Consider the following 24,066-nt stretch of genomic DNA (forward strand, 5'->3'; position numbering starts at 1 on the left):
GGGCGGTGCAGATGCACTACAAAACGCTTTCGGCATACCCGCCGATTAGGTGAGGTTTATGTTGTCATCTCTGCTGCGTTATTGCTGCCTGTTACTTGCACTGGTTCAGCTACCAGCGCTGGCCGCGAGCGTTCCGCTGAGCGACGCGCAGCTGGCCTGGCTGGACGAGCATCGGCTATGGCGTGTGGGCGTGGTAATGATCGCGCCCTATGCCGAGTATGACCAACGTCAGCGGCGACTGTCCGGGTTCAGTGTGCAGTTCATGGAGAAGCTCGCCGTCACCCTCGGGGTGGCGTTGCAGTGGCATCGCTACACCAACGAAGCCGCGTTGGAACAGGCCATCCAATCCGGTGAGATCGACCTCGCGCCCGGCCTGCGGCAGACCGCCAACGGCTTGCATGTCTGGCGCTACAGTGACCCCTTCCTGCGCGTGGCGCGGTTGATCATCGGCGACGTCAACGGCCCGCGTGCGATTGATCTCGAGCGGCTGAACAGCAGTGACCTGATTGCATTGGAAGGGCCCGGAACGGTCGCCGATTACATGAACAGCAACTACCCGAGCCAACCGGTGCTGGAGGTAGACAGCCAGATGGAAGCGCTGCGTCAGCTGCTCGAGGCGCGGGTGCGTTTCGCCATCGTCGACGAGCCGTTGTTTGGCCTGCTCTCGCAAAAAGCCGAGTACGCCTCGCTGGACGTGGTGGGCGATCTCGGCAATCCACAGCTCCTGCGTATCGGCTCGCGGCGCGACAGCCCGATCATGAGCGCCATCATCGACCAGGGGCTACGCAACTTTCCCGCGCAGGAGTTCGGTCGGTTGCAGGAGCAGTGGTTGAAATCACGCAGCATCGATCAGTCGCGACGCATCAGTTACTGGCGCAGTCTCAGCCTGCTGTTGGCCCTGTTGCTGGCGGCAACGGTGGTCATGTTGGTCTGGCAGCGGCGTCAGCAGGGATTGCTCGAAGCTCGGCTGAAGTCGGCACGGCGAGATATCGAGCTGCGCGAGGCCGCCGAAGAGGCGCAGCGCCTGACGCAATTCTGTCTCGATCACAGCACCGTGGGCATCCTCTGGCTGAACTGGGACAGCCGTGTGCGCTACGCCAACCAGGCCGCAGAAGAACTCCTGGGATACGCCACTGAACGGTTGCTCGATCAGCCCTTACAGGCACTGGAACCGGGTCTGGGACTGGACGACTGGCTGCAGCTCTGGCGCGACGCGCGTAGCGGCGTCGATGACCTCCGGGTGCATGAGTGTGAGTGGCAGCGTGCCGACGGGAGCCGGTTTCCGGCTGCGGTGACCCTGAGCTTTCTGCGCCTGGGCAGCAAGGAATACCTGGTGGTGTTTCTCGCCGACATCACCGAGCGCCGCCGCGCCAGTGCCGCGCTGCAGGAGAGCGAGGCGCGGCTCAAGGCCATGGCGGGTAACGTGCCCGGGCTGGTGTTCCGCCTCGAGCGTCAGGACGCTGGCGGGCCGGTCAGCATCGCCTACATCAGCGAGGCCAGCCAGCGCCTGGTCGGCTATTCCGCGGAGCTGTTGTTGCAGCCCGGCCGCGGCATCCGCAGCCTGGTCCATCCCGATGATGAGCCAGGCTACTGGAGCAGCCAACAACAGGCGCTGCAAAGCATGAGTGACTGGCGCTGGCAGGGGCGCATCCTTACGCGGTCCGGGGAGATCCGCTGGGCCGATATCCGGGCCTCGGTGCGCGGCCAGTTGCAGGGCCGGCAGGTCTGGGACGGCATCGTCTGGGACATCACCGACAACAAGCGAATCGAGCTGGAGCTGGATGCCTCGCGCGCGCAACTGCGCAAACTGGCGGCGCACGTCGAAACCGTGCGCGAAGAAGAGAAGGCCCATATCGCCCGAGAAGTGCATGACGAGCTGGGGCAGATGCTCACGGTACTGAAGCTGGAAATCTCCATGTGCGAGATCAGCTTCGCCCAACTCGACCCCGGCCTGGCGGCACGGCTGCAGGGCATGAAACGACTAATTGCCCAGCTGTTCCAGCAGGTACGCGACGTGGCAACCGCGTTGCGCCCGCCGATTCTCGACGCCGGCATCGCCTCGGCCATCGACTGGCAGGCACGGCGCTTCGAGGAGCGCACGGGCATTGCATGCCTGGTGGAAGTACCGGAATGTCCGCCGCAGCTGAGCGATGCCAAGGCCGTCGGCCTGTTCCGCATCCTCCAGGAAGCGCTGACCAATGTCATGCGTCACGCCAATGCGCAAACGGTGAGCCTCCGCCTCGAGCGGCAGGGGAATATGCTGTGCTTGTGCATCAGCGATGATGGCCAAGGCTTCGCCGCCCTGCCGGGCCGTCATGGGCCCTCGTTCGGTCTGGTCGGCATGCAGGAACGGGCGCAGATGCTCGGCGGCACGCTGCTGGTGGAAAGCCAGCCGGGCGAGGGCACTTCGATTCATGTCTCGGTGCCGGTGGATGCGCCGGCCGAATCCGCGACGCTGATCAGCACACTGGAGAGCTAACGCCATGATTCGGGTAATCGTCGCTGAAGACCACACCATCGTCCGCGAAGGCATCAAGCAACTGATCGGATTGGCCAAAGATATGCAGGTGATCGGCGAGGCCGGCAACGGCCAGCAACTGCTCGACCTGTTGCGACAGACGCCCTGCGATGTCGTCTTGCTGGACATTTCCATGCCTGGTGTCAATGGCTTGGAAGCCATCCCGCGAATCCGTGCGTTGAGCGAGCCGCCGGCGATTCTTGTTTTGTCGATGCATGACGAGGCGCAGATGGCGGCGCGGGCGCTGAAGATCGGCGCGGCCGGCTATGCCACCAAGGACAGCGATCCGGCGCTGCTGCTGACTGCGGTACGCAAAGTCGCCGCCGGTGGCCGTTATATCGATCCGGAGCTGGCAGACCGGATGGTTTTCGAGGTCGGTCTCACCGACTCTCGACCACCCCATGCGCTGCTGTCCGAGCGTGAGTATTCGGTGTTCGAGCGCCTGGTGCATGGCGACTCGGTCAATGACATCGCCACCAAACTGGCGCTCAGCAGCAAGACCATCAGCACCCACAAGGCGCGGCTGTTGCAAAAGCTCGCGGCCCACTCGGTGGCAGACCTGGTGCGCTATGCCATGGAGCACAAGCTGGTCTGAAGAGACCGTTGCGATTGGCTAATGGCTCTGTAACCGACCTTTAAAGTCGTTAGCTGGATCTGGACGCCACCAGCGAATCGGCATGTTGTAGGGCGATCCCTACAACAGTCTCTCCTTTATGCTGAGCCCAATCACTCCGCTGCACCGATGTGCGACGTTTTTCCAGGCTCCTAACCTGTGGCGAAGGAACGACGGAACACAGGTGCGGCATGCTCGATTCTCAAACGAACAATGTACTGGTCAGCTTTCGTGGCATCCAGAAGAGCTATGACGGCGAAGCGCTGATCGTCAAAGATCTCAACCTGGACATCCGCAAGGGCGAATTCCTCACGTTGCTCGGCCCGTCTGGCTCCGGCAAGACCACCAGCCTGATGATGCTCGCCGGTTTCGAGACGCCGACCGCCGGCGAAATCCTGCTCGGCGGGCGCTCGATCAACAAGCTGCCGCCGCACAAGCGTGACATGGGCATGGTGTTCCAGAACTACGCACTGTTCCCCCACATGACGGTGTCTGAAAACCTCGCATTCCCGTTAAGCGTGCGCGGCATGGCCAAGCTCGACGTCAAGGAGCGGGTCAAGCGCGCCCTGGCGATGGTGCAGCTCGAGGGTTTTCGCAATCGCTACCCGGCACAACTCTCCGGCGGCCAGCAGCAGCGTGTCGCATTGGCCCGCGCACTGGTGTTCGAGCCGCAGTTGGTTTTGATGGACGAGCCGCTGGGTGCACTGGACAAGCAACTGCGCGAGCAGATGCAGATGGAAATCAAGCATCTGCACCAGAGCCTGGGCGTCACCGTGGTGTATGTCACCCACGACCAAGGCGAGGCGCTGACCATGTCCGACCGGGTGGCGGTGTTCCATCAGGGCGAGATCCAGCAGATCGACGAACCGCGCGCACTGTATGAGAAACCCGCCAATACCTTCGTCGCCAATTTCCTCGGCGAGAACAACCGCCTGCCGGCGCGGCTGGTCAGCCGCAACGGCGACAACTGCACCGTCGAGCTTGGCCGTGGTGAAAGGGTCGAGGCGCTGGCGGTCAAGGTCGGCGAGCCCGGCGCACCGGTCAACCTGTCCATTCGCCCCGAGCGGGTTCGCTTGAATGACGCCAGTGCCAGCTGCCCGAATCGTTTCTCCGGGCGCGTCGCCGAGTTCGTTTATCTCGGCGATCACATTCGCATTCGCCTTGAGGTGTGCGGCATCAGTGACTTCTTCGTCAAGCAGCCGATCGCCGAATTCGATCCCGCCCTGACGGTTGGCGACGTGGTGCCGATCGGCTGGCAGGTGGAGCACGTCCGTGCACTGGATCCGCTGCAAGCGGCTTGAGCAGGGACAAGCAAGAAAGCTGTTTTCAACCGCATCATGGAGCGAATAACAATGCTGAAATCTCTGAAACTGACCGCCTTGAGCCTCGGCCTGGTTTGCGCCGCGCAGGCCTCGGCGGAAAACCTCACGGCAGTCACCTTCGGTGGGGCGAACAAGCAGGCACAGATCAAAGCCTTCAACCAGCCGTTCGAGGCCAAGACCGGCCACAAGATCATCGCTGGCGAATACAACGGTGAGATGGCCAAGGTAAAAGCCATGGTCGATACCAACAGCGTGTCCTGGCACCTGGTGGAAGTCGAGTCGCCGGAACTGTCGCGCGGTTGCGACGAGGGGCTGTTCGAGGAAATCGATCCGTCGGTGGTGGGTAATCCGGACGACTTCGTCGAGGGTGCCGTGCAGCCTTGTGGGGTCGGATTCTTCGTCTGGTCGACGGTGCTGGCCTATAACGCCGACAAGCTCGCCAGCGCGCCGACCGGCTGGGCGGATTTTTGGAACACCGAGAAATTCCCAGGCAAACGCGGCCTGCGCAAGGGCGCCAAGTACACGCTCGAGTTCGCGCTGATGGCCGACGGTGTCGCCCCGAAAGAGGTGTATGAAGTGCTGGCCACCAAAGAAGGCCAGGACCGCGCGTTCAAGAAGCTCGATCAGATCAAGTCCAGCATCCAGTGGTGGGAAGCCGGTGCTCAGCCGCCGCAGTTCCTGGCCTCCGGTGACGTGGTCATGAGCAGCGCCTACAACGGTCGCATCGCCGCGGTACAGGACGAGAGCAACCTGCAGATCGTCTGGGACGGCGGTATCTACGACTTCGATTCCTGGGCCATTCCGAAAGGCGCGAAGAATCAGAAGGAAGCGCTCGACTTCGTTGCCTTCACCGTGCAACCGGAACAGCAGAAGACTTACTCGGAAAACATCGCCTATGGTCCGGCTAATAAGAAGGCCGTCGAACTGCTTGATCAGAAGCTGCTGAAGAACATGCCGACCACGCCGGAAAACATCGGCAACCAGGTGGCCATGAATGTCACCTTCTGGGCCGATTACGGCGAGCAGCTGGAACAGCGTTTCAACGCCTGGGCCGCGCGCTAAGCGTCAGCCGCACGACCGGCGAGTCGATCCGCCGGCCGTGCGGCGCCGGAACCCTCTCATCTCGCGGAGTCCGCCATGGCGACTGCCATCACCCTGCCTGTTCCCGCGCTCGCCGAGCCAACGCTGAAGCGGCGATTGGCACGCGCCGAACGCATGAATCGCCTCAAGTCCAAGGCGCTGATACTGCCGCTGCTGGTGTTTTTGCTGCTGACCTTCGTGTTGCCGATCGCCTCGCTGCTCTGGCGTAGCGTCGACAACCCCGAGGTGGTAACCAGCCTGCCCCGCACAGTGGAAGCGATTTCATCCTGGGACGGGCGCGGGCTCCCGGCCGAACCGGTATACCACGCGCTGTCCGAAGATCTGCTCGAGGCGCGGCGCAATCAGTCCCTGGGCGATCTGTCCAAACGGCTCAACATGGAGCAGGCCGGTTACCGCAGCCTGTTGACCAAGAGCGCGCGAGCGTTGCCGTTCAAGGAGCAACCTTCGTCCTACAAGGACGCGCTGGAGGCGCTCGATGAACGCTGGGGCGATCCAGCCTACTGGCAGGTCATCCGCCGTAACGACAGTGCCGTCACGCCGTATTACCTGCTGGCCGCGCTCGACCATCGGATTGACGATATGGGCGAGCTGGCGCCGGTCTCGCCTGACCAGGCGGTGTACCTGGATATCTTCGCCCGTACCTTCTGGATGGGGCTGGTGATCACGGCGATTTGTCTGGTGCTGGCTTACCCATTGGCTTACCTGCTGGCCAATCTGCCGGCGCGCAAGAGCAACCTGCTGATGATCATGGTGCTGCTGCCGTTCTGGACCTCGATTCTGGTGCGGGTGGCGGCGTGGATCGTGCTGCTGCAATCGAGCGGACTGATCAACGGTGCGCTGTTGAAGATGGGGCTGATCGACGAGCCGCTGCAGCTGGTGTTCAACCGCGCCGGTGTCTACATCGCCATGGTGCATATCCTGCTGCCGTTCATGATTCTGCCGATCTACAGCGTGATGAAGAACATCTCGCCGAGCTATATGCGCGCAGCGATCTCGCTGGGCTGCCATCCCTTCGCCAGCTTCTGGCGGGTGTACTTCCCACAGACCCTTGCCGGCGTCGGTGCGGGCTGCCTGCTGGTATTCATCATTTCCATCGGCTACTACATCACCCCGGCGCTGCTCGGCAGCCCGAACGACCAGATGGTCAGCTACTTCGTGGCCTTCTATACCAACACCACCATCAACTGGGGCATGGCCACGGCATTGGGCGGCCTGCTGCTGCTCGCCACCATGCTGCTCTACATCGTCTACAGCTGGCTGGTCGGCGCTAGTCGGCTGCGGTTGGGTTGAGATGACGGCGCAGCGACGGCAAACACGGCCAACCCTTCGTTTATCCGGGCAGGAGACCTCTACATGCTGAGCCCCTACATGTCGCCCATCGAGCGCGTCTGGTTCTACACCTTGCGCATCCTCTGCGCCCTGGTGCTGCTGTTTCTGATCGTGCCGGTGCTGGTGATCGTGCCGTTGTCGTTCAACTCCGGCTCGTTTCTGGTGTATCCGCTGCAGGGCGTCTCGCTGCGGTGGTACGAGGCGTTGTTTACGTCTGCCGACTGGATGCGTTCGCTGAAAAACTCGTTGCTCATCGCGCCCGCCGCCACGGTGCTGGCGATGGTCTTCGGCACCCTGGCTGCGATCGGCCTGACCCGCGGTGAATTCCGCGGCAAGGCACTGGTGATGACCTTGCTGATCTCGCCGATGGTGGTGCCGGTAGTAATCGTCGGCGTGGCCAGTTACCTGTTCTTCGCGCCGCTGGGCATGGGCAACAGCTACCTGTCGCTGATCCTGGTGCATGCCGTGCTGGGCGTGCCCTTCGTGATCATCACCGTCTCGGCCACGCTGCAAGGCTTCAACTACAACCTGGTGCGCGCCGCCGCCAGCCTGGGTGCCTCGCCGCTGACCGCCTTTTTCCGGGTGACCCTGCCGTTGATCGCGCCGGGGGTGATTTCCGGTGCGCTGTTCGCCTTCGCCACCTCCTTCGACGAGGTCGTGGTGACGCTGTTTCTCGCGGGGCCGGAGCAAATCACCTTGCCGCGACAGATGTTCAGTGGCATCCGCGAGAATCTGAGCCCGACCATCGCTGCTGCTGCAACCTTGTTGATCGGTTTTTCCATCGCCCTGCTGCTGACCCTGGAATGGCTGCGCGGCCGCGCCGAGAAGATGCGCACCCACCAGCCTGCCTGACCGTTCTTTGCGTCAACGCAGGGATTGACCAGCGGTTCAAATTGAGCGTGCAAAATAACGAACAGCCATTTACTGTAATCCGAACGCCTGGAGGGTGCGCAGTCGATCATCGTATGCTGCGGCGCTTGGTTCCTGACGTTCATTCCGATCCGTGCCGATGATGAGCGGCTACCGAGGAGCTTATGAGCAATACCAACGAATCCCTGATGCAACGCCGTGTCGCCGCTGTTCCCCGGGGTGTCGGGCAGATCCATCCCATCTTTGCTGACCATGCCAAGAACAGCAGCGTGGTCGACGTAGAGGGCCGCGAGTTCATTGATTTCGCCGGCGGCATCGCTGTGCTGAATACCGGTCACCTGCACCCTAAAATTATCAAGGCGGTCGAGCAGCAGCTGCACAAGCTGACCCACACCTGCTTTCAGGTGCTGGCGTACGAGCCCTATGTCGAGCTTTGCGAGAAGATCAACGCGCGGGTGCCGGGCGATTTCGCCAAGAAGACGCTGTTGGTCACTACGGGCTCCGAGGCGGTGGAAAACGCGGTGAAGATCGCCCGCGCCGCCACCGGTCGCGCCGGGGTCATTGCCTTCACAGGCGCCTATCACGGCCGCACCATGATGACCCTTGGCCTGACCGGCAAGGTCGCGCCTTATTCGTCAGGTATGGGCCTGATGCCTGGCGGCATCTTCCGTGCGCTGTATCCCTGCGCGATCCATGGCGTCAGCATCGATGAGTCGCTGGCAAGTATCGAACGCATCTTCAAGAATGACGCCGAGCCGCGCGATATCGCTGCGATCATCATCGAGCCGGTGCAAGGCGAGGGTGGCTTCAACGTCGCGCCGAAAGAATTCATGACCCGCCTGCGCGCGCTGTGCGACGAGAACGGCATCCTCTTGATTGCCGACGAGGTGCAAACCGGTGCTGGCCGTACTGGCACCTTTTTCGCCATGGAGCAGATGGGCGTCGCGGCGGATCTCACGACTTTCGCCAAGTCCGTCGGTGGCGGTTTTCCGATTGCCGGAGTGTGCGGCAAAGCGGAAATCATGGACGCCATCGCGCCGGGTGGGCTTGGCGGTACTTATGCGGGTAACCCGCTTTCCTGCGCAGCTGCGCTGGCAGTCCTCGAGATATTCGAAGAAGAGAAACTGCTTGATCGCTGCAAGGCCGTAGCCGAAAAGCTCACTGCTGGCCTGGAGGCCATTCGGGCGAAACACAAGGAAGTTGGCGAAGTCCGCGGGCTTGGCGCAATGATCGCCATCGAGCTGTTCGAGAACGGCGACCATGCGCGACCAGCAGCAGCGCTCACCTCGCAGATCGTAGCCAAGGCGAGGGAGAAGGGTCTGATTCTTCTTTCCTGCGGCACCTACTACAACGTGCTGCGCGTGCTGGTGCCCTTGACGGTCGAGGACGAGGTGCTTGATCGCGGCTTGGCAATCATCGGCGAGTGCTTCGACGAGCTGACCTGATCCCGCCCGCGGCGCGTCGGCATCCACAACGGATGTCAGGCGCGCCGCCACCCCGGCCCTCGGGTACAATGCGCGGCATTCCGCCGTGCTACCCGAGGTCGTCATGCAGCCGTTCGCCATCGCCCCCTCCATCCTCTCCGCCAATTTCGCCCGCCTGGGTGAGGAAGTGGACAACGTGCTCGCCGCGGGCGCGGACATCGTTCACTTCGATGTGATGGACAACCATTACGTACCCAACCTCACGATTGGCCCGATGGTCTGCTCGGCGCTGCGCAAGCACGGCGTGACCGCGCCCATCGACGTGCACCTGATGGTCCGCCCGGTGGACCGCATGATCGGTGACTTTCTCGAGGCCGGAGCGAGCTACATCACCTTCCACCCCGAGGCTTCGGATCACATCGATCGATCGCTGCAGCTGATCAAGGATGGTGGCGCCAAAGCCGGTCTGGTGTTCAATCCGGCCACGCCGCTGGAGGTGCTCAAGTACGTGATGGACAAAGTCGATATGGTCCTGCTGATGAGCGTCAACCCAGGTTTCGGCGGGCAGAAGTTCATCCCCAACACGCTGGACAAGTTGCGCGAAGCACGTGCACTGATCGATGCCAGCGGCCGTGAGATTCGGCTGGAGATCGACGGCGGCGTCAATCCTAAAAATATCCGCGAGATCGCTGCAGCCGGTGCCGACACCTTCGTAGCAGGCTCGGCCATCTTCAACCAGCCTGACTACAAGGTAGTCATCGACCAGATGCGCGCCGAGCTGGCGATGGTCCGCTCATGACTCGCCTGGAACAGCTGTTCGACGGCAAACTACCGCGTTTGGCAATGTTCGATCTGGACGGCACCTTGATGGACTCGGTGCCGGACCTGGCCGCCGCGGTGGACAAGATGCTGATGCTGCTGGGTCGTCAGCCTGCCGGCGTGGCGCAGGTGCGCGACTGGGTCGGCAATGGCTCTCGGGTGCTGGTGCGCCGCGCCCTGGCCGGCCAGTTGCAACATGACGGCGTGGCCGACGAGCTAGCCGATGAAGCACTGGCGCTTTTCATGCAGGCCTATTCTGGCAACCACGAGCTGACAACCGTCTACTCTGGCGTTCGTGAGTGCCTGGACTGGTTGCGTGAGCGTGATGTAAAGCTGGCAATCGTCACTAACAAGCCGGCGCAGTTCATCGAGCCGCTGCTGCAGGAGAAGGGCCTCGCTGGCTACTTCCAGTGGCTGGTTGGTGGTGACACCCTGCCTCAGCAGAAGCCCGACCCGGCTGCGCTTTTGTGGGTCATGGATCAGGCCGAGGTCGAACCGGGCGCTTCGTTGTTTGTCGGTGACTCGCGCAACGATGTGCGGGCGGCGAAAGCGGCGGCCGTTCCCTGTGTCGCGCTCAGCTATGGCTACAACCACGGCGAACCAATCGCCAATGAACAGCCAGCGCTGGTGCTCGACGACCTGCGCGAGCTGGTTGCTTCGGCTCCGGGGCTGCGCTAGTGTGGCCTCTGTCCCCTGAACCCCGCAAACGAGATCAGATCGTGGTGGTCACCCGCAAACAATGGATGAATGTCATCAAGGCCCTGGCCCGTTGGCGCTGGCGCGCCTGACATTTTCTGCCGGCTCGTCCGGTACGTTTGCTGTACATGACTTAAGTAGCTCCCTCCGACCACGAGGCTGACATGACCCGCGAAGAATTCCTGCGTTTGGCCGCCGAAGGCTACAACCGCATTCCCCTGTCGTTCGAAACGCTCGCCGATTTCGATACGCCCCTGACGCTCTATCTCAAGCTTGCGGACGCACCCAATTCCTACCTGCTCGAATCCGTGCAGGGCGGAGAGAAGTGGGGCCGTTATTCGATCATCGGCCTGCCGTGCCGCACCGTGCTGCGCGTGCATGACCACCGCATCAGCGTCACCACCGATGGCGCCGAGACCGAGGCCTGCGAGGTCGAGGATCCGCTGGCCTTCGTCGAGGCGTTCCTGCAGCGCTACCGCGTCGCGCCGGTCCAAGGGCTGCCGCGGTTCAACGGTGGTTTGGTGGGCTATTTCGGATACGACAGCGTGCGCTATGTCGAACGCAAGCTGGCGAACTGCCCCAATCCCGATCCGCTGGGTACGCCGGATATCCTGCTGATGGTTTCCGACGCCGTGGTGGTGTTCGACAACCTGGCCGGCAAGTTGCACTGCATCGTGCTGGTCGATCCGGCGCAGCCCGATGCTTACGAGGCGGGGCAGGCGAAGCTGCAAGCGCTTCGCGAAAAGCTACGCCAGTCGATCACACCTCGGCTCGGGCTGGATTTCGAAAAAGGCGGCGGCCACGAGCCGACGTTCCGCTCCAGCTTCAGTCGCGAGGATTACGAGCAGGCGGTCAACCGCATCAAGGAGTACATCCTCGCCGGGGATTGCATGCAGGTGGTGATTTCCCAGCGCATGTCGATTCCCTTCAAGGCCGCGCCGATCGATCTTTACCGCGCCTTGCGCTGCTTCAACCCGACTCCCTACATGTACTTCTTCAATTTCGGCGATTTCCACGTGGTGGGTTCGTCACCGGAAGTATTGGTGCGCGTTGAGGAAGGCCTTGTTACGGTGCGGCCCATCGCCGGCACCCGCCCGCGCGGTGCGAATGAAGAAGCCGATCTGGCGCTGGAGAAGGACCTGCTCAGTGACGCCAAGGAGCTGGCCGAACACCTGATGCTCATCGACCTGGGGCGCAACGACGTCGGGCGGGTGGCCGAAACTGGCTCGGTACGGCTGACTGAAAAGATGGTCATCGAGCGCTACTCCAACGTCATGCACATCGTGTCCAATGTTATCGGCCAGCTCAAGGCGCCGCTGACGGCGATGGATGCACTGCGCGCGATCCTGCCGGCCGGCACGCTGTCCGGTGCGCCGAAGATTCGCGCCATGGAAATCATCGACGAGCTGGAGCCGGTAAAACGCGGCGTGTATGGCGGCGCGGTCGGCTACCTGGCCTGGAACGGCAACATGGACACTGCGATCGCCATCCGCACCGCAGTCATCAAGGACGGCGAGCTTCATGTTCAAGCAGGCGCCGGTATCGTTGCCGACTCGCAGCCGGCACTGGAGTGGGAAGAAACGCTCAACAAACGCCGCGCCATGTTCCGCGCGGTCGCCCTGGCCGAATGCGACCAGCAGGAGAACTGATCATGCTGTTGATGCTCGATAACTACGACTCTTTCACCTACAACGTCGTGCAGTATCTTGGCGAGCTGGGCGCGGACGTCAAAGTGGTGCGCAACGATGAACTGAGCGTGGTCGAAATCGAAGCCCTCCATCCCGAACGCATTGTCGTCTCGCCCGGCCCGTGCACGCCGAACGAGGCGGGCGTCTCGCTGGAGCTGATTCGCCATTTCGCCGGCAAGCTCCCGATTCTTGGCGTCTGCCTGGGTCATCAGAGTATCGGTCAGGCGTTCGGTGGCGATGTGGTGCGTGCCCGCCAGGTCATGCATGGCAAGACCAGCCCGGTGGTTCATGAGAATGACGGCGTGTTTGCCGGTCTGAACAATCCGCTCACGGTCACCCGCTATCACTCTCTGGTGGTCAAATGTGAAACCCTACCCGAGTGCCTCGAGGCCACGGCGTGGACGATCAAGGATGACGGCAGCGTCGACGAAATCATGGGGCTGCGACACAAAACCCTGAACGTCGAAGGCGTGCAGTTCCACCCCGAGTCGATCCTCACTGAACAGGGCCATGAGCTGTTCGCCAACTTTTTGAAGCAGACCGGAGGCGTGCGCTGATGGATATCAAGGAAGCCCTCAACCGCATCGTCGGCCAGCTGGATCTGAGCACCGAGGAAATGAAGGCAGTCATGCGCCAGATCATGACCGGCCAATGTACTGATGCGCAGATCGGCGCGTTCCTTATGGGAATGCGTATGAAGAGCGAAACCATCGACGAGATCGTCGGTGCCGTGCAGGTTATGCGCGAACTGGCAGCCCCTGTGCAGTTCGATACCCATCGCCTAGTAGACACCTGCGGCACCGGCGGCGACGGGATGAATATCTTCAACGTGTCCACCGCTGCGGCCTTCGTAGTGGCTGCTGCCGGTGGCAAGGTCGCCAAGCATGGCAATCGCGCTGTATCGGGCAAGAGCGGTAGCGCCGATCTGCTCGAGGCTGCGGGGGTTTATCTGGATCTCACTCCCGAGCAGGTGGCGCGCAGCGTGGATGCGGTCGGCGTTGGCTTTATGTTCGCCCCCGCCCATCACGGTGCGATGAAGTATGCCGCAGCCCCCCGCCGCGAGCTGGGTTTGCGCACGCTGTTCAATATCCTCGGGCCGATGTCCAATCCAGCGGGCGTCAAGCATCAGGTGCTCGGCGTGTTCAGCAAGGAGCTTTGCCGGCCCATGGCCGAAGTCTTAGCGCGCCTGGGTAGCCAGCATGTATTGGTGGTGCATGCGCAGGACGGCCTCGACGAAATCAGCCTGGCGGCACCGACCTTTGTCGCCGAGCTGAACAAGGGCGAGATCAGCGAGTACCGCGTCCAGCCGGAGGACTTTGGCATCAAGAGCCAGAGCCTGATCGGCCTCGACGTTGAAGATGCGCAGGGCTCGCTGGCATTGATTCGTGATGCGTTGGGGCGCCGCAAGTCGGAAAATGGCCAGAAAGCTGCAGACATGATCGTACTGAATGCGGGCGCCGCGCTTTACGCCGCCGATATCGCCAGCAGCCTGAAGCAGGGTGTCGAGATTGCCCATGACGCGTTGCACACCGGCTTGGCACGAGACAAGTTCGAGGAGCTGGTCTCCTTTACCGTGGTGTTCAAGCAGGAGAAGGCGCAATGAGCGTGCCGACGGTTCTGGAAAAGATCATCACGCGTAAGCGCGAGGAAGTCAGCGAGCGCCGTGGCCGTATCGGCCTGGCCGAGCTGGAACAGAGGGCGGCTGCGGCGGATCCGGTCCGTGGTTTCGCCCGCAGCTTGCAGGAGCAGGTAAGCAACAAGCAGCCGGCGGTCATCGCCGAGGTGAAAAAAGCCTCGCCAAGCAAGGGCGTGCTGTGCGAAGACTTCGTGCCCTCGGACATCGCCAGAAGCTACGAGGCGGGCGGCGCGACCTGTCTGTCGGTACTGACCGACATCGATTTCTTCCAGGGCGCTGATGAGTACCTGCAGCAGGCCCGCGCTGCCTGCAAGCTGCCGGTGATCCGTAAGGATTTCATGATCGATCCCTACCAGGTTATCGAAGCGAGGGCGCTGGGCGCCGATTGCATTTTGCTGATCGTCGCTGCGCTGGAGGATGCGCAAATGGCCGAGTTGGCCGACGTGGCCAAGGCCCAGGGGCTTGATGTGCTGGTAGAAGTGCATGACGGCGCGGAGCTGGAGCGGGCCTTGCGGCTGGAGACGCCCTTGCTCGGAATCAACAACCGTAACCTGCACACCTTCGAACTCAGCCTGGAAACTACCCTGGATCTGCTGCCACGCATTCCCCGCGATCGCCTGGTGGTGACCGAGAGCGGAATCCTCCATCGCGCCGATGTGGAGTTGATGGAGATCAACCAGGTCTACGCGTTTCTGGTAGGTGAAGCCTTTATGCGTGCCGAGCAACCCGGGGTCGAGCTGCAGCGCTTGTTTTTCCCGGCGCGCGCCCGTCCGCGGCTGGCTGGCGATCCGGACTGAGTCGAAATTGAAAAAGCCGGCAATTTGCCGGCTTTTTCAATGGTGCTGATTCGATATTTCAGCGAGTACCGAACACCACCATCGTTTTGCCTTTTACATGCACCAGGCCCTGGGCCTCCAGGCTCTTGAGCACGCGGCCGACCATCTCTCTCGAGCACCCGACGATGCGACCGATCTCCTGGCGGGTGATCTTGATCTGCATGCCATCGGGATGGGTCATCGCATCCGGTTGCTTACAAAGGTCGAGCAGGGTGCGGGCCACCCGACCGGTCACATCGAGGAATGCCAGGTCACCAACCTTGCGCGTGGTATTGCGCAGACGCTCGGCCATCTGACTGCCGAGGGCATAGAGAATGTCGGGATCCTGCTGTGTCAGCTCGCGGAACTTGGCGTAGCTCAGTTCGGCGACTTCGCATTCGGTCTTGGCGCGGACCCAGGCACTACGCTCCTTCTCTGAGCCTTCCTTTTCGAACAATCCCATCTCACCGAAGAAGTCTCCGGAGTTGAGATAGGCAATGATCATTTCCCTGCCGTCATCATCTTCGATCAGAATCGTGACCGATCCTTTGACGATAAAGAAGAGCGTTTCGCAGCGATCGCCTGCATAGATGATCGTGCTCTTGGCTGTATAGCGCCGGCGATGGCAATGCGCGAGGAGTTTGTCGATGTTCTTAATCTTGGGCGTGAGTGTAATAGCGACCATGCTGTAGTCCCGGAAGATGTGTCCAATAGAAGGCAGTTCTTATTATGTATGACTGAGTTCTGTTATCAGGCCAAGGGAGCTTAACAGACCGGTTCGTGTCGACAACAAAACTGCGACACGAATATCAACTTCAAAGCATTCATTTCGTCGGATTGCTCCCTCCAGTCGCGCGCGATGGTCATGCTAAGCTTCGCTCCTTTTTACCGGAGTCTATCGATGAAAGCGCGCATTCAGTGGGCCGGCGAAGCGATGTTTCTTGGCGAGTCTGGCAGCGGTCATGTCGTAGTGATGGACGGTCCGCCGGAAAACGGCGGGCGCAATCTCGGTGTTCGTCCAATGGAAATGCTATTGCTGGGGCTCGGTGGCTGCAGCAACTTCGATGTGGTAAGCATCCTGAAGAAGTCCCGTCAGGCGGTGGAAAGCTGCGAAGCCTTCCTTGAGGCGGAGCGTGCCGATGAGGATCCAAAGGTCTTCACCAAGATCCATCTGCACTTTGTCGTCAAGGGACGCGCCTTGAAGGACGCTCAGGTCAAGCGGGCCGTGGAGCTTTCAGCCGAGAAGTACTGCTCCGCCTCGATCATGCTTGGACGTGCAGGCGTGGAAATCACCCATGACTATGAGATTGTCGAGCTGGGCTGACTCGCGTGTGTGTAACTGCGAGCGCTCTGGGTGGGCACGCCGCGAAATGATGCAGGCACCCAAGCCGCTGATCAACGCGCGCAACACTGGAACCTGGCGCCATCAATCTGCATAATGCGCGCCCCGTTTTTAACGGGGCGTTTCTTTAGAACAGCACAGCCACAGTCGCAAATGCGAAGAGGTGTATACGGTCCTACGCAGGTACAGGTATCTGACGGGCATGCTCAATCACGCGGTGAGCCGCATCAAAGAGAGTCTCCAATGGTGAAAAGCAAACTCAAGCTCCACGGGTTCAACAACCTGACGAAGTCCTTGAGCTTCAATATCTATGACATCTGCTATGCCGAAACTCAGGAAGACCAGCAGGCGTACGTAGAGTACATCGACGAACAGTATGACGCGGAGCGGCTGACGCAGATTCTGACCGATGTTGTGGATATCATTGGTGCGAATATTCTCAATATTGCGCGGCAGGATTACGAACCGCAGGGTGCAAGCGTCACCATCCTCATTTCGGAGCAGCCTGTTACGCCGACCGATAGCCAGATCGAAGAGTCTCCTGGCCCACTGCCCGATACTATCTTGGCGCACTTGGACAAGAGCCATATCACGGTTCACACCTATCCCGAAATTCATCCCGTTGAAGGCATCGCAACCTTCCGCGTAGATATTGACGTATCGACTTGCGGCGTTATTTCACCGCTGAAGGCGCTCAATTATCTGATTCATCAGTTCGATTCGGATATTGTCACCGTCGATTATCGCGTTCGCGGTTTCACCCGTGATGTGGAAGGCAAGAAGCATTTCATCGATCACGAAATCAATTCCATTCAGAACTATCTCTCCGATGACACCCGGTCGGCCTACCAGATGACCGATGTAAACGTTTATCAGGAGAACCTCTTTCACACCAAGATGCTATTGAAGGACTTCGAATTGGAGAATTATCTGTTTGGTGACGCCACCAGCAATCTCTCTCCGGAACAGCGCGAGCAGGTGGAAGATCGTTTGCGTCACGAAATGCTGGAGATCTTCTACGCCCGCAACATGCCGGGTTAAAGCGTAGTAAATGAAAAAAAGGGCGCCTATCTGGCGCCCTTTTTCGTTCTGCTCGTTAAATCCGATAGGTAGTTTTCGTCATCACCTTGGCCATCAGGCTCATGCCAAATTTAATTGGTGCCGGGAAGCGCACGCCGCCGGCGTCGAGGGCTGCGGTCGAATGCTGAGCCTCGTCGGTGCGCATCTGCTCGAGAATGGCCCGGGACTTCTCGTCGCTCGGCGGAATCTGCTGCAGGTGCTCATCCAGATGTTTGCAGACCTGGTCCTCGGTCGCGGCAACGAAGCCTAGGCTGATCCGGTCGCTGATCAGGCCGGCAGAAGCACCGATGCCAAACGACAATCCGTAGAAGAGCGGGTTGAGTACGCTGGTATGGCTGCCCAGTTGGTGGATGCGTTGTTCGCACCAAGCCAGATGGTCGATCTCCTCGTCGGCGGCTCGCTCCATCGCCTCGCGAACCTTAGGCAAGCGTGCCGTCAGTGCCTGCCCCTGATAAAGCGCCTGCGCGCAGACCTCCCCGGTATGATTGATGCGCATCAGGCCCGCTACGCGACGCGCTTCGCTGTCGCTCAGCTCGGTCTCGTTCTTCAATACCGCGGGTGTTGGTCGTTGGGGTTGGCCGCTGAACGGCAGCAGGGTCCTTAAGGCGGAATCGGCCTGCATCAGCAGGCGATCGGCAGGGGTGTATTCGCGTCGGTTGGGCATGTCGCCTCCAGTGTTTCGGAGTAGCTTTGGGGCTGCGCTGGGTGGTTCTCGGGAAGGCTGCCGGTCAGCCCGGTGGCCAGTGCATTTGGCGCTGGCCGAGCACATGCATGTGGATGTGATAGACCGTCTGGCCACCCAGGTCGTTGCAATTCATGACGACCCGGAAGCCTTCTTGGCAGCCCTGCTGTTCGGCGAGGCGCTGAGCGGTGAAGAGGATGTGGCCCGCAAGCGCCTTGTCATCCTCTTCGCTCAGGTCGTGGAGCGTCGCGATATGCTTCTTCGGAATGACTAGAAAGTGCACCGGCGCCTGGGGCGCGATGTCGTTGAATGCGATGACTTGATCGTCTTCATATATCTTTTGCGCAGGGATGTCCCCGGCCACGATCTTGCAGAACAGACAATCCATGGCGTTTCTCCAGCAAGGGGAAAGATTAAGCAGTGTATCAGGCCATTTTGGGCCTGGTCAGCCTGCACAGGGAGGTAGCGAATGAAGAACGATATCCGTGATCTGGTGTTGGTACTTGAATCAAGGCTCAGATTGATAGTGATCGAGTCCTGGGACGAACGGCGGGTACTGGAAACCTTGACCGGATTGGCCGTCAGTCGTGGCCTGGTGATGCACGTCTGGTCCACGACCGAAGGACTCAGGCACCTGGCGTTTGGCGGCGAAGCGCTGGATGCGGGCGAGAGCTGCGTGGCTGAGGTTGCGCTGAAGAAGGTGAAGCATGACCCACTTGGCAATCTCTATGTTTTCTGTGACCTGCATCCGTTTCTCGATGAGCCACGTCTGGTGCGGCTGTTGAAGGAGATCGCGATGGCGCAAGGGCCATCGGCACCGACGCTAGTCCTGGTATCGCATGCGCTCAAGCTGCCGGCAGAAGTCCAGCGGTATGCGGCACGGTTCAGCCTGACGCTGCCGTCCGAGGAAGAATTGCTGGGCATCGTGCGCGATGAAGCGACCCGTTGGAGTGAGCGCAATCGCGGCGCCCGGGTGCGTACTGACAATCGAACGCTACAACAGGTCGTGAAGAATTTACGCGGCCTCAGCCATGCCGAAGCCCGCAGCCTGGCGCATAGTCTGATCTGCGACGACGGAGCGATCACTCAGGACGATTTACCGGAGCTCAACCGCAAGAAGTTCGAGCTGTTGGATATGGAGGGCGTGCTTGGATTCGAGTACGACACAGCGCGCTTCGCCGACGTGGGGGGCTTATCGAATTTCAAGCGATGGCTGGGCGAGCGGCAGAGCGCCTTTCTTGCCGGCAGCCAGTCGGATATGCCACGCGGAGTGATGCTCGTCGGCGTGCAGGGCGGCGGCAAGAGCATGGCTGCCAAGGCGGTGGCCGGGCTGTGGGGTTTGCCATTGCTACGTCTGGATTTTGCCTGCCTGTACAACAAGTTCTTCGGAGAGACCGAGCGTAACCTGCGCGAAGCCCTGAAGCTGGCCGAACAGATGGCGCCGTGTGTGCTGTGGATGGACGAGCTGGAAAAGGGGCTCGCGACGGGCGAAATGGATGGTGGTGTCAGTCAGCGTGTATTGGGAACTTTGCTCACCTGGATGGCCGAGCGTGATGCGCCGGTATTCATGGTGGCAACCGCCAACGCGGTCGATCGTCTCCCGCCGGAGCTGGTGCGCAAGGGCCGTTTCGACGAGCTGTTCTTTGTCGACTTGCCCGACGGATCGACCCGGGCCGAAATCTTCCGCATCCACTTGGCTCGGCGTGAGTTGAAAGCCGATCGCTTCGATCTGCCACAGTTGGCTGGCGCATGCGATGGCTTCTCCGGCGCGGAGATCGAACAGGTGGTGGTGGCGGCAGTCTATGCCGGACAAGCTCAGCTGCGTGAACCGGACCAAACGATGCTGTTGGAGTGCATCAGAGCGACTTCGCCGCTTTCGGTAGTGATGGCTGAAAAATTGGATGATTTGCGAAGCTGGGCTTCGGGCCGCGCAGTGCTGGCCTGATTAAAGGTGGCTCATATGCGCTTGCTTCTATCCCCTTTGCAAATACGCCGGCAGGGCAATGGCAGCCACGATGCCGATGACAGGTACGAGCAGCCAGAGCGACGCTAGAATTTTCACGGCCCGACTGTTTGGCGGTTGCGGCGGGCCGAAGCGGTTCATGCCGTCATTGCCTGGCATCAGCAGCATTGCCAGCGAAAAGAGATTGCCGGCTATCGGTACCAGATTGAGCAGCATGAGCCAGCCGGACCACCCGATATCGTGCAGACGCTGTACGCAGATCTGCATGCTGACAAACAGCAGTCCCAGGCAGAGAATTCCCGAGAGAATGGATCCGAGTACTGCGGAGACAGCAAAGGCCATACTTGCAACAAGGAGCAATCCAAGCGCGGCAGACATCAATGACATGGACCAGGCTAGATAGCGTAAGCGACCAATCCTGCCCTGTATGGTAAAGACCTTGAGCTCGCCGTATTGCGGTGCTGGCTCGCCGATCTGTGCAAGGGGCGGAGCGTAGGGCTGTGCAGCCGCCTGTATTTCGCTCTGTTTGGACGCTTCGGCCTGCTGCGCCTGACGCGCCAGATACTTCTGAATAACGATGCCGCAGCTTTCGCATTGGATGGCGGTCGGCTGCGAATGCCCGCATTTGGGGCATTCCATCTGATCGGCAGTCGCTGAGGCCTGGCTTGGCGATGTCGAGGCGTAGTCAATGAGGCTCAGCGTTAAACCTCTGCTTGCCTCCGGCTCCTTGCGGGCCCGCGCTCCGGCACGTAGTAACGCCTGCAGGTATCGATCGGCTTCGAGCGCGCTCAGGTCTCGCTTAATATTGACCGGGCCGTGACTGAAGAGGCGTTCGACCTTGTCGGCATCGCTCTTGAACAGCCTGGCCAGATTGTTCCTGACGGTGTCGGCTGACATTCCTGGTACGAGCTCGCCGTCGAAGACGATTCTGTAATGCTCGGCGCTCATGCAACATCCTTGTTCCCAGGGGATTCGCTAAAGCCTAAAGCGCTGCCGTGCCGCCAACAAGTTGCAGCCGAGAGCAGGGCTTGGCTGTGATGCGAAATGAGATGCTCGTCACGGTTGCCGTAGCCAGCGTTGCGAGAGCTGTGCCGCTTGACCAAGGGCTGCCCGGTATTCGCGATCCAGGCGGGCGATCAGCTCTTCGGCGCTCGGTAGATCGCGTATCTCGCCTACGCCCTGTCCAGCGGACCAGACGGTTTTCCATGCCTTTGCCTCATCACTGATAGGTTTGAGCTTTTCGGCATAGTTCATTTCTCCCGTGCCGTTCAGGCGCGCTTCGTCGTAGCCGGCCTGTTGCAGGCTTTGCCGCAGAAAGCTCGCCGGGACGCCCGAAACGGCGGCGGTGTGTACGATATCCGCGGCACGGGCCTGCAGTAGCATTTGCTTGTAGTCATCCGAAGCCTGGCTCTCGCGGGTGGCGATGAAGCGGGTGCCCATATAGGCCAGATCCGCGCCCAACAGCTGCGCCGCGAGTATTTCATGGCCATGGTTGAGGCAGCCCGACAGGATCAGTGTCTTGTCGAAGAACTGACGGATCTCGGCAATCAGGGCAAACGGACTCCAGGTACCGGCATGGCCACCCGCGCCTGCCGCCACCGCAATCAGACCGTCGACTCCGGCTTCGGCAGCCTTTTCTGCGTGCCGGCGGGTGGTGACATCGTGAAATACCAGGCCACCATAGCTATGGACCGCGTCTACCACTTCCTTCACGGCGCCGAGACTGGTGATCACGATCGGGACCTGCTGCTCAACGCAGATTGCAAGATCTGCCTGCAGGCGAGGATTGCTGTGGTGCACGATCAGATTGACAGCATATGGCGCGGCTTCGTGCACCCCCGACAGCTGCTGGCCTATCTCCAGCAGCCAATCTCGAAATCCACTACTTTCCCGCTGATTCAGAGCGGGGAAGCTGCCCACGATGCCGCTGCGGCAACATGCGGTGACCAGCGTCGGGTTTGACACCAGAAACATCGGGGCGGCGACCAAAGGCAGGCGCAGGCGTTGTTCGAGCAGGGCAGGCAGTGACATGGCAGGTTCCTTCAATGTGTTCAGAACGGTTTGACGACCACCAGAATGACGATGGCCAGCAGCAGCAACACCGGAAATTCGTTGAACCAGCGATAGAACACGTGGCTGCGGGTGTTTTCATCGCGCGCGAAGCGCTTCAGTTGCGCGCCGCAAACGTGGTGATAACCGATCAGCAGGACGACCAGCGCCAGTTTGGCGTGCAGCCAACCACCGCTGCTGAACAGTGCGGGGTTCAATGCGATCATGCCTATCCCGAAAAGCAGCGTGGCGATCATCGAGGGCATCATGATTCCACGATAGAGCTTGCGCTCCATGACCCGGAATCGCTCGCGACTGGTCGCGTCGTCGCTCATGGCGTGATACACGAACAACCGCGGCAAATAGAACAGCCCGGCGAACCAGCAGACGATCGCAACGATGTGCAGGGCTTTCAGCCAAAGATAGAGCATTCGTGGCTTCCTTGGTTTTCAGAATCCGACTGATAGTAGAGGCTTGGGCCCCCGCGCGTCATCTAGGTGGTTGGCCCTGGAGGCAGGCACCTTTATCATCGGCGCTCTTTATCGTTTCAATGCGCGAGGCAGCTCATGGTCAAGGTCGGAATCGTTGGCGGGACAGGCTACACCGGAGTTGAATTGCTGCGTCTGTTGGCACAACACCCCCAGGCCGAAGTCGCGGTGATCACCTCTCGTTCCGAGAATGGGGTCAAGGTGACGGATATGTTCCCGAACCTGCGCGGCCACTATGACGAGCTTGCCTTCAGCGTGCCGGACAGCGCGACGCTAGGCGCCTGCGATGTGGTCTTCTTTGCGACCCCCCATGGCGTTGCTCATGCATTGGCGGCAGAGCTGCTGGAAGCGGGGACTCGGGTCATTGATCTGTCCGCGGACTTCCGTCTGCAGGATGCTGATGAGTGGGCTAAGTGGTACGGGCAGCCGCATGGCGCCCCAGCGCTTCTGCCAGAAGCCGTCTATGGCCTGCCGGAGGTCAACCGCGAGCAGATCAAGGCCGCCCGGCTGATTGCCGTGCCTGGGTGTTATCCAACCGCAACCCAGCTTGGCTACCTGCCGCTGCTGGAAAACGGCTTGGCCGATACGTCGCGACTGATCGCCGACTGCAAGTCAGGCGTCAGCGGCGCCGGTCGTGCGGCGAAGATAGGATCGTTGTTCACCGAGGCGGGTGAAAGCATGATGGCCTATGCCGTCAAAGGGCATCGCCACCTCCCTGAGATCAGCCAGGGGCTGCGCCGTGCAGCCGGAGGAAACGTCGGGCTGACTTTCGTTCCGCACCTGACGCCGATGATTCGCGGCATTCACGCCACGCTGTATGCGACGGTGACCGATACGGCTGTAGACCTGCAGTCGCTTTACGAGCAGCGTTACGCCAACGAGCCGTTCGTCGATGTCATGCCGGCAGGTAGTCACCCAGAGACGCGTAGCGTGCGTGGCGCCAATATGTGTCGCATCGCAGTTCATCGTCCGCAAGGCGGCGATCTGGTTGTGGTGCTGTCGGTCATTGATAACCTCGTCAAAGGTGCGTCCGGTCAAGCGCTGCAGAACATGAACATTGCCTTCGGCCTGGATGAGCGGCTAGGCCTGGGGAACGCGGCGTTGCTGCCCTGAGTGAGAAACGCAGGCTCGCCGCTCGGGAGCGGCACCGTTTCGATGCGGTCCGTACCTGATGAATAGTTGACCAATTTCGTAGGAGAAGCCGATAATGCGGCGTCAACGCGTTATGTGCGCTCCCGCGCCAGGAGAACCAAATGAGTGTCGAGTCCTTCACGCCCACCGCGATTCAGTTCAGTCAGGGTGCCGCGAGCAAGGTGAAGAGTCTGGTCGATGAAGAGGGAAACCCGCGGCTGAAGCTGCGCGTCTTCGTCACGGGTGGCGGTTGCTCTGGTTTTCAGTACGGTTTCACCTTCGATGAGGATCTGGCCGAAGATGACACCATCATTGAGCGCGAGGGTGTGAGTCTTGTGGTGGACCCGATGAGCTACCAGTACTTGGCTGGAGCTGAAGTCGACTATCAGGAGGGGCTGGAAGGATCTCGATTCGTCATTAAGAATCCGAATGCCACGACGACTTGTGGTTGCGGCCAGTCCTTCTCGATCTAAGGCTTTCGTTGTAGAAAAACACCGTTC

At 60.6% G+C, this 24,066-nt stretch carries 24 protein-coding genes; 18 read left to right on the forward strand and 6 right to left on the reverse strand.

Annotation, left to right across the window (positions count from 1 at the left end; translation table 11 throughout):
• Positions 1-58: 58 nt before the first annotated feature.
• From CH92_RS02770 to trpC, 13 genes are all read left to right on the forward strand, one after another.
• Positions 59-2,479 (forward strand): PAS domain-containing sensor histidine kinase, encoded by a 2,421-nt coding sequence (locus CH92_RS02770; RefSeq protein WP_038622737.1) that lies wholly within the window; start codon positions 59-61, stop codon positions 2,477-2,479.
• 4 nt (positions 2,480-2,483) lie between these two features.
• Positions 2,484-3,113 carry a response regulator gene (locus tag CH92_RS02775; RefSeq protein WP_025240276.1) on the forward strand — a complete coding sequence of 210 codons (630 nt, stop codon included), beginning with the start codon at positions 2,484-2,486 and terminating at the stop codon, positions 3,111-3,113.
• Positions 3,114-3,322: 209 nt separating this feature from the next.
• Positions 3,323-4,432, forward strand: coding sequence for an ABC transporter ATP-binding protein (locus CH92_RS02780; RefSeq protein ID WP_025240277.1), 1,110 nt, complete (start codon positions 3,323-3,325; stop codon positions 4,430-4,432).
• A gap of 51 nt (positions 4,433-4,483) precedes the next feature.
• On the forward strand, positions 4,484-5,515 hold the full coding sequence (locus CH92_RS02785; RefSeq protein ID WP_025240278.1) for an ABC transporter substrate-binding protein: 1,032 nt from the start codon (positions 4,484-4,486) through the stop codon (positions 5,513-5,515).
• 75 nt (positions 5,516-5,590) lie between these two features.
• Positions 5,591-6,844, forward strand: coding sequence for an ABC transporter permease (locus tag CH92_RS02790; RefSeq protein WP_025240279.1), 1,254 nt, complete (start codon positions 5,591-5,593; stop codon positions 6,842-6,844).
• A 63-nt stretch (positions 6,845-6,907) separates the two neighbouring features.
• The gene (locus CH92_RS02795) at positions 6,908-7,735 is read left to right on the forward strand and encodes an ABC transporter permease (RefSeq protein WP_025240280.1); all 828 of its coding nucleotides are present in this window, start codon (positions 6,908-6,910) and stop codon (positions 7,733-7,735) included.
• Between the two features lie 182 nt (positions 7,736-7,917).
• A complete protein-coding gene (gene gabT, locus CH92_RS02800; RefSeq protein WP_025240281.1) occupies positions 7,918-9,198 on the forward strand; it encodes a 4-aminobutyrate--2-oxoglutarate transaminase in 1,281 nt (426 codons plus the stop codon).
• A 103-nt stretch (positions 9,199-9,301) separates the two neighbouring features.
• Positions 9,302-9,976 carry a ribulose-phosphate 3-epimerase gene (gene rpe, locus CH92_RS02805; RefSeq protein WP_025240282.1) on the forward strand — a complete coding sequence of 225 codons (675 nt, stop codon included), beginning with the start codon at positions 9,302-9,304 and terminating at the stop codon, positions 9,974-9,976.
• Positions 9,973-10,674, forward strand: a complete 702-nt coding sequence (locus CH92_RS02810; RefSeq protein ID WP_025240283.1) for a phosphoglycolate phosphatase — start codon at positions 9,973-9,975, stop codon at positions 10,672-10,674. Before rpe ends, CH92_RS02810 begins: the two co-directional genes overlap by 4 nt.
• A 182-nt stretch (positions 10,675-10,856) precedes the next feature.
• Positions 10,857-12,341 carry an anthranilate synthase component I gene (trpE, locus tag CH92_RS02815; RefSeq protein WP_025240284.1) on the forward strand — a complete coding sequence of 495 codons (1,485 nt, stop codon included), beginning with the start codon at positions 10,857-10,859 and terminating at the stop codon, positions 12,339-12,341.
• Between the two features lie 2 nt (positions 12,342-12,343).
• Positions 12,344-12,937 (forward strand): aminodeoxychorismate/anthranilate synthase component II, encoded by a 594-nt coding sequence (locus CH92_RS02820; RefSeq protein WP_025240285.1) that lies wholly within the window; start codon positions 12,344-12,346, stop codon positions 12,935-12,937.
• Positions 12,937-13,983, forward strand: a complete 1,047-nt coding sequence (gene trpD / locus CH92_RS02825; protein ID WP_025240286.1) for an anthranilate phosphoribosyltransferase — start codon at positions 12,937-12,939, stop codon at positions 13,981-13,983. The genes CH92_RS02820 and trpD overlap by 1 nt, the downstream gene beginning before the upstream one ends.
• A complete protein-coding gene (gene trpC, locus CH92_RS02830; protein WP_025240287.1) occupies positions 13,980-14,813 on the forward strand; it encodes an indole-3-glycerol phosphate synthase TrpC in 834 nt (277 codons plus the stop codon). Before trpD ends, trpC begins: the two co-directional genes overlap by 4 nt.
• Positions 14,814-14,871: 58 nt before the next feature.
• Here trpC and crp read toward each other — a convergent pair whose 3' ends face one another.
• Positions 14,872-15,516, reverse strand: a complete 645-nt coding sequence (gene crp / locus CH92_RS02835; RefSeq protein WP_025240288.1) for a cAMP-activated global transcriptional regulator CRP — start codon at positions 15,514-15,516, stop codon at positions 14,872-14,874.
• Positions 15,517-15,732: 216 nt separating this feature from the next.
• On the opposite strand from crp, the gene CH92_RS02840 reads away from it, so the two are divergent.
• Both CH92_RS02840 and speD read left to right on the forward strand, forming a co-directional pair.
• Positions 15,733-16,155, forward strand: a complete 423-nt coding sequence (locus tag CH92_RS02840; RefSeq protein WP_025240289.1) for an OsmC family protein — start codon at positions 15,733-15,735, stop codon at positions 16,153-16,155.
• A 264-nt stretch (positions 16,156-16,419) separates the two neighbouring features.
• Complete coding sequence (gene speD / locus CH92_RS02845) at positions 16,420-17,214, forward strand: adenosylmethionine decarboxylase (RefSeq protein ID WP_025240290.1); 795 nt, start codon at positions 16,420-16,422, stop codon at positions 17,212-17,214.
• A 55-nt stretch (positions 17,215-17,269) separates the two neighbouring features.
• Here the strand turns inward: speD and coq7 are convergent, their stop codons facing one another.
• Both coq7 and CH92_RS02855 read right to left on the reverse strand, forming a co-directional pair.
• On the reverse strand, positions 17,270-17,917 hold the full coding sequence (coq7, locus tag CH92_RS02850) for a 2-polyprenyl-3-methyl-6-methoxy-1,4-benzoquinone monooxygenase (protein WP_025240291.1): 648 nt from the start codon (positions 17,915-17,917) through the stop codon (positions 17,270-17,272).
• 64 nt (positions 17,918-17,981) lie between these two features.
• Positions 17,982-18,323, reverse strand: a complete 342-nt coding sequence (locus CH92_RS02855; RefSeq protein WP_025240292.1) for a histidine triad nucleotide-binding protein — start codon at positions 18,321-18,323, stop codon at positions 17,982-17,984.
• A gap of 81 nt (positions 18,324-18,404) precedes the next feature.
• Between CH92_RS02855 and CH92_RS02860 the strand changes: the two genes are divergently transcribed.
• Entirely contained in the window at positions 18,405-19,880 is a 1,476-nt protein-coding gene (locus tag CH92_RS02860) for an AAA family ATPase (protein WP_025240293.1), read from the forward strand.
• Positions 19,881-19,907: 27 nt separating this feature from the next.
• Here CH92_RS02860 and CH92_RS02865 read toward each other — a convergent pair whose 3' ends face one another.
• The 3 genes from CH92_RS02865 to hemJ form a co-directional block, all read right to left on the reverse strand.
• Complete coding sequence (locus CH92_RS02865) at positions 19,908-20,846, reverse strand: DUF805 domain-containing protein (RefSeq protein ID WP_025240294.1); 939 nt, start codon at positions 20,844-20,846, stop codon at positions 19,908-19,910.
• A gap of 108 nt (positions 20,847-20,954) precedes the next feature.
• Entirely contained in the window at positions 20,955-21,929 is a 975-nt protein-coding gene (locus CH92_RS02870; RefSeq protein ID WP_025240295.1) for an NAD(P)H-dependent flavin oxidoreductase, read from the reverse strand.
• 20 nt (positions 21,930-21,949) lie between these two features.
• On the reverse strand, positions 21,950-22,378 hold the full coding sequence (gene hemJ / locus CH92_RS02875; RefSeq protein WP_025240296.1) for a protoporphyrinogen oxidase HemJ: 429 nt from the start codon (positions 22,376-22,378) through the stop codon (positions 21,950-21,952).
• Between the two features lie 135 nt (positions 22,379-22,513).
• Here hemJ and argC point away from each other — a divergent pair, with 135 nt between their 5' ends.
• Positions 22,514-23,548, forward strand: a complete 1,035-nt coding sequence (gene argC / locus CH92_RS02880) for an N-acetyl-gamma-glutamyl-phosphate reductase (protein WP_025240297.1) — start codon at positions 22,514-22,516, stop codon at positions 23,546-23,548.
• A gap of 140 nt (positions 23,549-23,688) precedes the next feature.
• Positions 23,689-24,039, forward strand: coding sequence for an iron-sulfur cluster insertion protein ErpA (erpA, locus tag CH92_RS02885; RefSeq protein ID WP_014851496.1), 351 nt, complete (start codon positions 23,689-23,691; stop codon positions 24,037-24,039).
• Positions 24,040-24,066 lie beyond the last annotated feature (27 nt).

This window comes from Stutzerimonas stutzeri (assembly GCF_000590475.1).
Lineage (GTDB): Bacteria > Pseudomonadota > Gammaproteobacteria > Pseudomonadales > Pseudomonadaceae > Stutzerimonas > Stutzerimonas stutzeri_D.

What these genes read in the sequence shown, in the direction of transcription:
- erpA (WP_014851496.1), top strand. Translation starts at nt 23,689, where the DNA reads ATGAGTGTCGAGTCCTTCACGCCCACCGCGATTCAGTTCAGTCAGGGT.
- CH92_RS02780 (WP_025240277.1), top strand. Translation starts at nt 3,323, where the DNA reads ATGCTCGATTCTCAAACGAACAATGTACTGGTCAGCTTTCGTGGCATC.
- hemJ (WP_025240296.1), bottom strand. Translation starts at nt 22,378, where the DNA reads ATGCTCTATCTTTGGCTGAAAGCCCTGCACATCGTTGCGATCGTCTGC.
- CH92_RS02785 (WP_025240278.1), top strand. Translation starts at nt 4,484, where the DNA reads ATGCTGAAATCTCTGAAACTGACCGCCTTGAGCCTCGGCCTGGTTTGC.
- CH92_RS02795 (WP_025240280.1), top strand. Translation starts at nt 6,908, where the DNA reads ATGCTGAGCCCCTACATGTCGCCCATCGAGCGCGTCTGGTTCTACACC.
- CH92_RS02860 (WP_025240293.1), top strand. Translation starts at nt 18,405, where the DNA reads ATGAAGAACGATATCCGTGATCTGGTGTTGGTACTTGAATCAAGGCTC.
- CH92_RS02790 (WP_025240279.1), top strand. Translation starts at nt 5,591, where the DNA reads ATGGCGACTGCCATCACCCTGCCTGTTCCCGCGCTCGCCGAGCCAACG.
- CH92_RS02770 (WP_038622737.1), top strand. Translation starts at nt 59, where the DNA reads ATGTTGTCATCTCTGCTGCGTTATTGCTGCCTGTTACTTGCACTGGTT.
- CH92_RS02855 (WP_025240292.1), bottom strand. Translation starts at nt 18,323, where the DNA reads ATGGATTGTCTGTTCTGCAAGATCGTGGCCGGGGACATCCCTGCGCAA.
- CH92_RS02870 (WP_025240295.1), bottom strand. Translation starts at nt 21,929, where the DNA reads ATGTCACTGCCTGCCCTGCTCGAACAACGCCTGCGCCTGCCTTTGGTC.
- coq7 (WP_025240291.1), bottom strand. Translation starts at nt 17,917, where the DNA reads ATGCCCAACCGACGCGAATACACCCCTGCCGATCGCCTGCTGATGCAG.
- CH92_RS02840 (WP_025240289.1), top strand. Translation starts at nt 15,733, where the DNA reads ATGAAAGCGCGCATTCAGTGGGCCGGCGAAGCGATGTTTCTTGGCGAG.
- CH92_RS02820 (WP_025240285.1), top strand. Translation starts at nt 12,344, where the DNA reads ATGCTGTTGATGCTCGATAACTACGACTCTTTCACCTACAACGTCGTG.
- CH92_RS02865 (WP_025240294.1), bottom strand. Translation starts at nt 20,846, where the DNA reads ATGAGCGCCGAGCATTACAGAATCGTCTTCGACGGCGAGCTCGTACCA.
- trpE (WP_025240284.1), top strand. Translation starts at nt 10,857, where the DNA reads ATGACCCGCGAAGAATTCCTGCGTTTGGCCGCCGAAGGCTACAACCGC.
- trpD (WP_025240286.1), top strand. Translation starts at nt 12,937, where the DNA reads ATGGATATCAAGGAAGCCCTCAACCGCATCGTCGGCCAGCTGGATCTG.
- gabT (WP_025240281.1), top strand. Translation starts at nt 7,918, where the DNA reads ATGAGCAATACCAACGAATCCCTGATGCAACGCCGTGTCGCCGCTGTT.
- crp (WP_025240288.1), bottom strand. Translation starts at nt 15,516, where the DNA reads ATGGTCGCTATTACACTCACGCCCAAGATTAAGAACATCGACAAACTC.
- argC (WP_025240297.1), top strand. Translation starts at nt 22,514, where the DNA reads ATGGTCAAGGTCGGAATCGTTGGCGGGACAGGCTACACCGGAGTTGAA.
- CH92_RS02810 (WP_025240283.1), top strand. Translation starts at nt 9,973, where the DNA reads ATGACTCGCCTGGAACAGCTGTTCGACGGCAAACTACCGCGTTTGGCA.
- rpe (WP_025240282.1), top strand. Translation starts at nt 9,302, where the DNA reads ATGCAGCCGTTCGCCATCGCCCCCTCCATCCTCTCCGCCAATTTCGCC.
- CH92_RS02775 (WP_025240276.1), top strand. Translation starts at nt 2,484, where the DNA reads ATGATTCGGGTAATCGTCGCTGAAGACCACACCATCGTCCGCGAAGGC.
- trpC (WP_025240287.1), top strand. Translation starts at nt 13,980, where the DNA reads ATGAGCGTGCCGACGGTTCTGGAAAAGATCATCACGCGTAAGCGCGAG.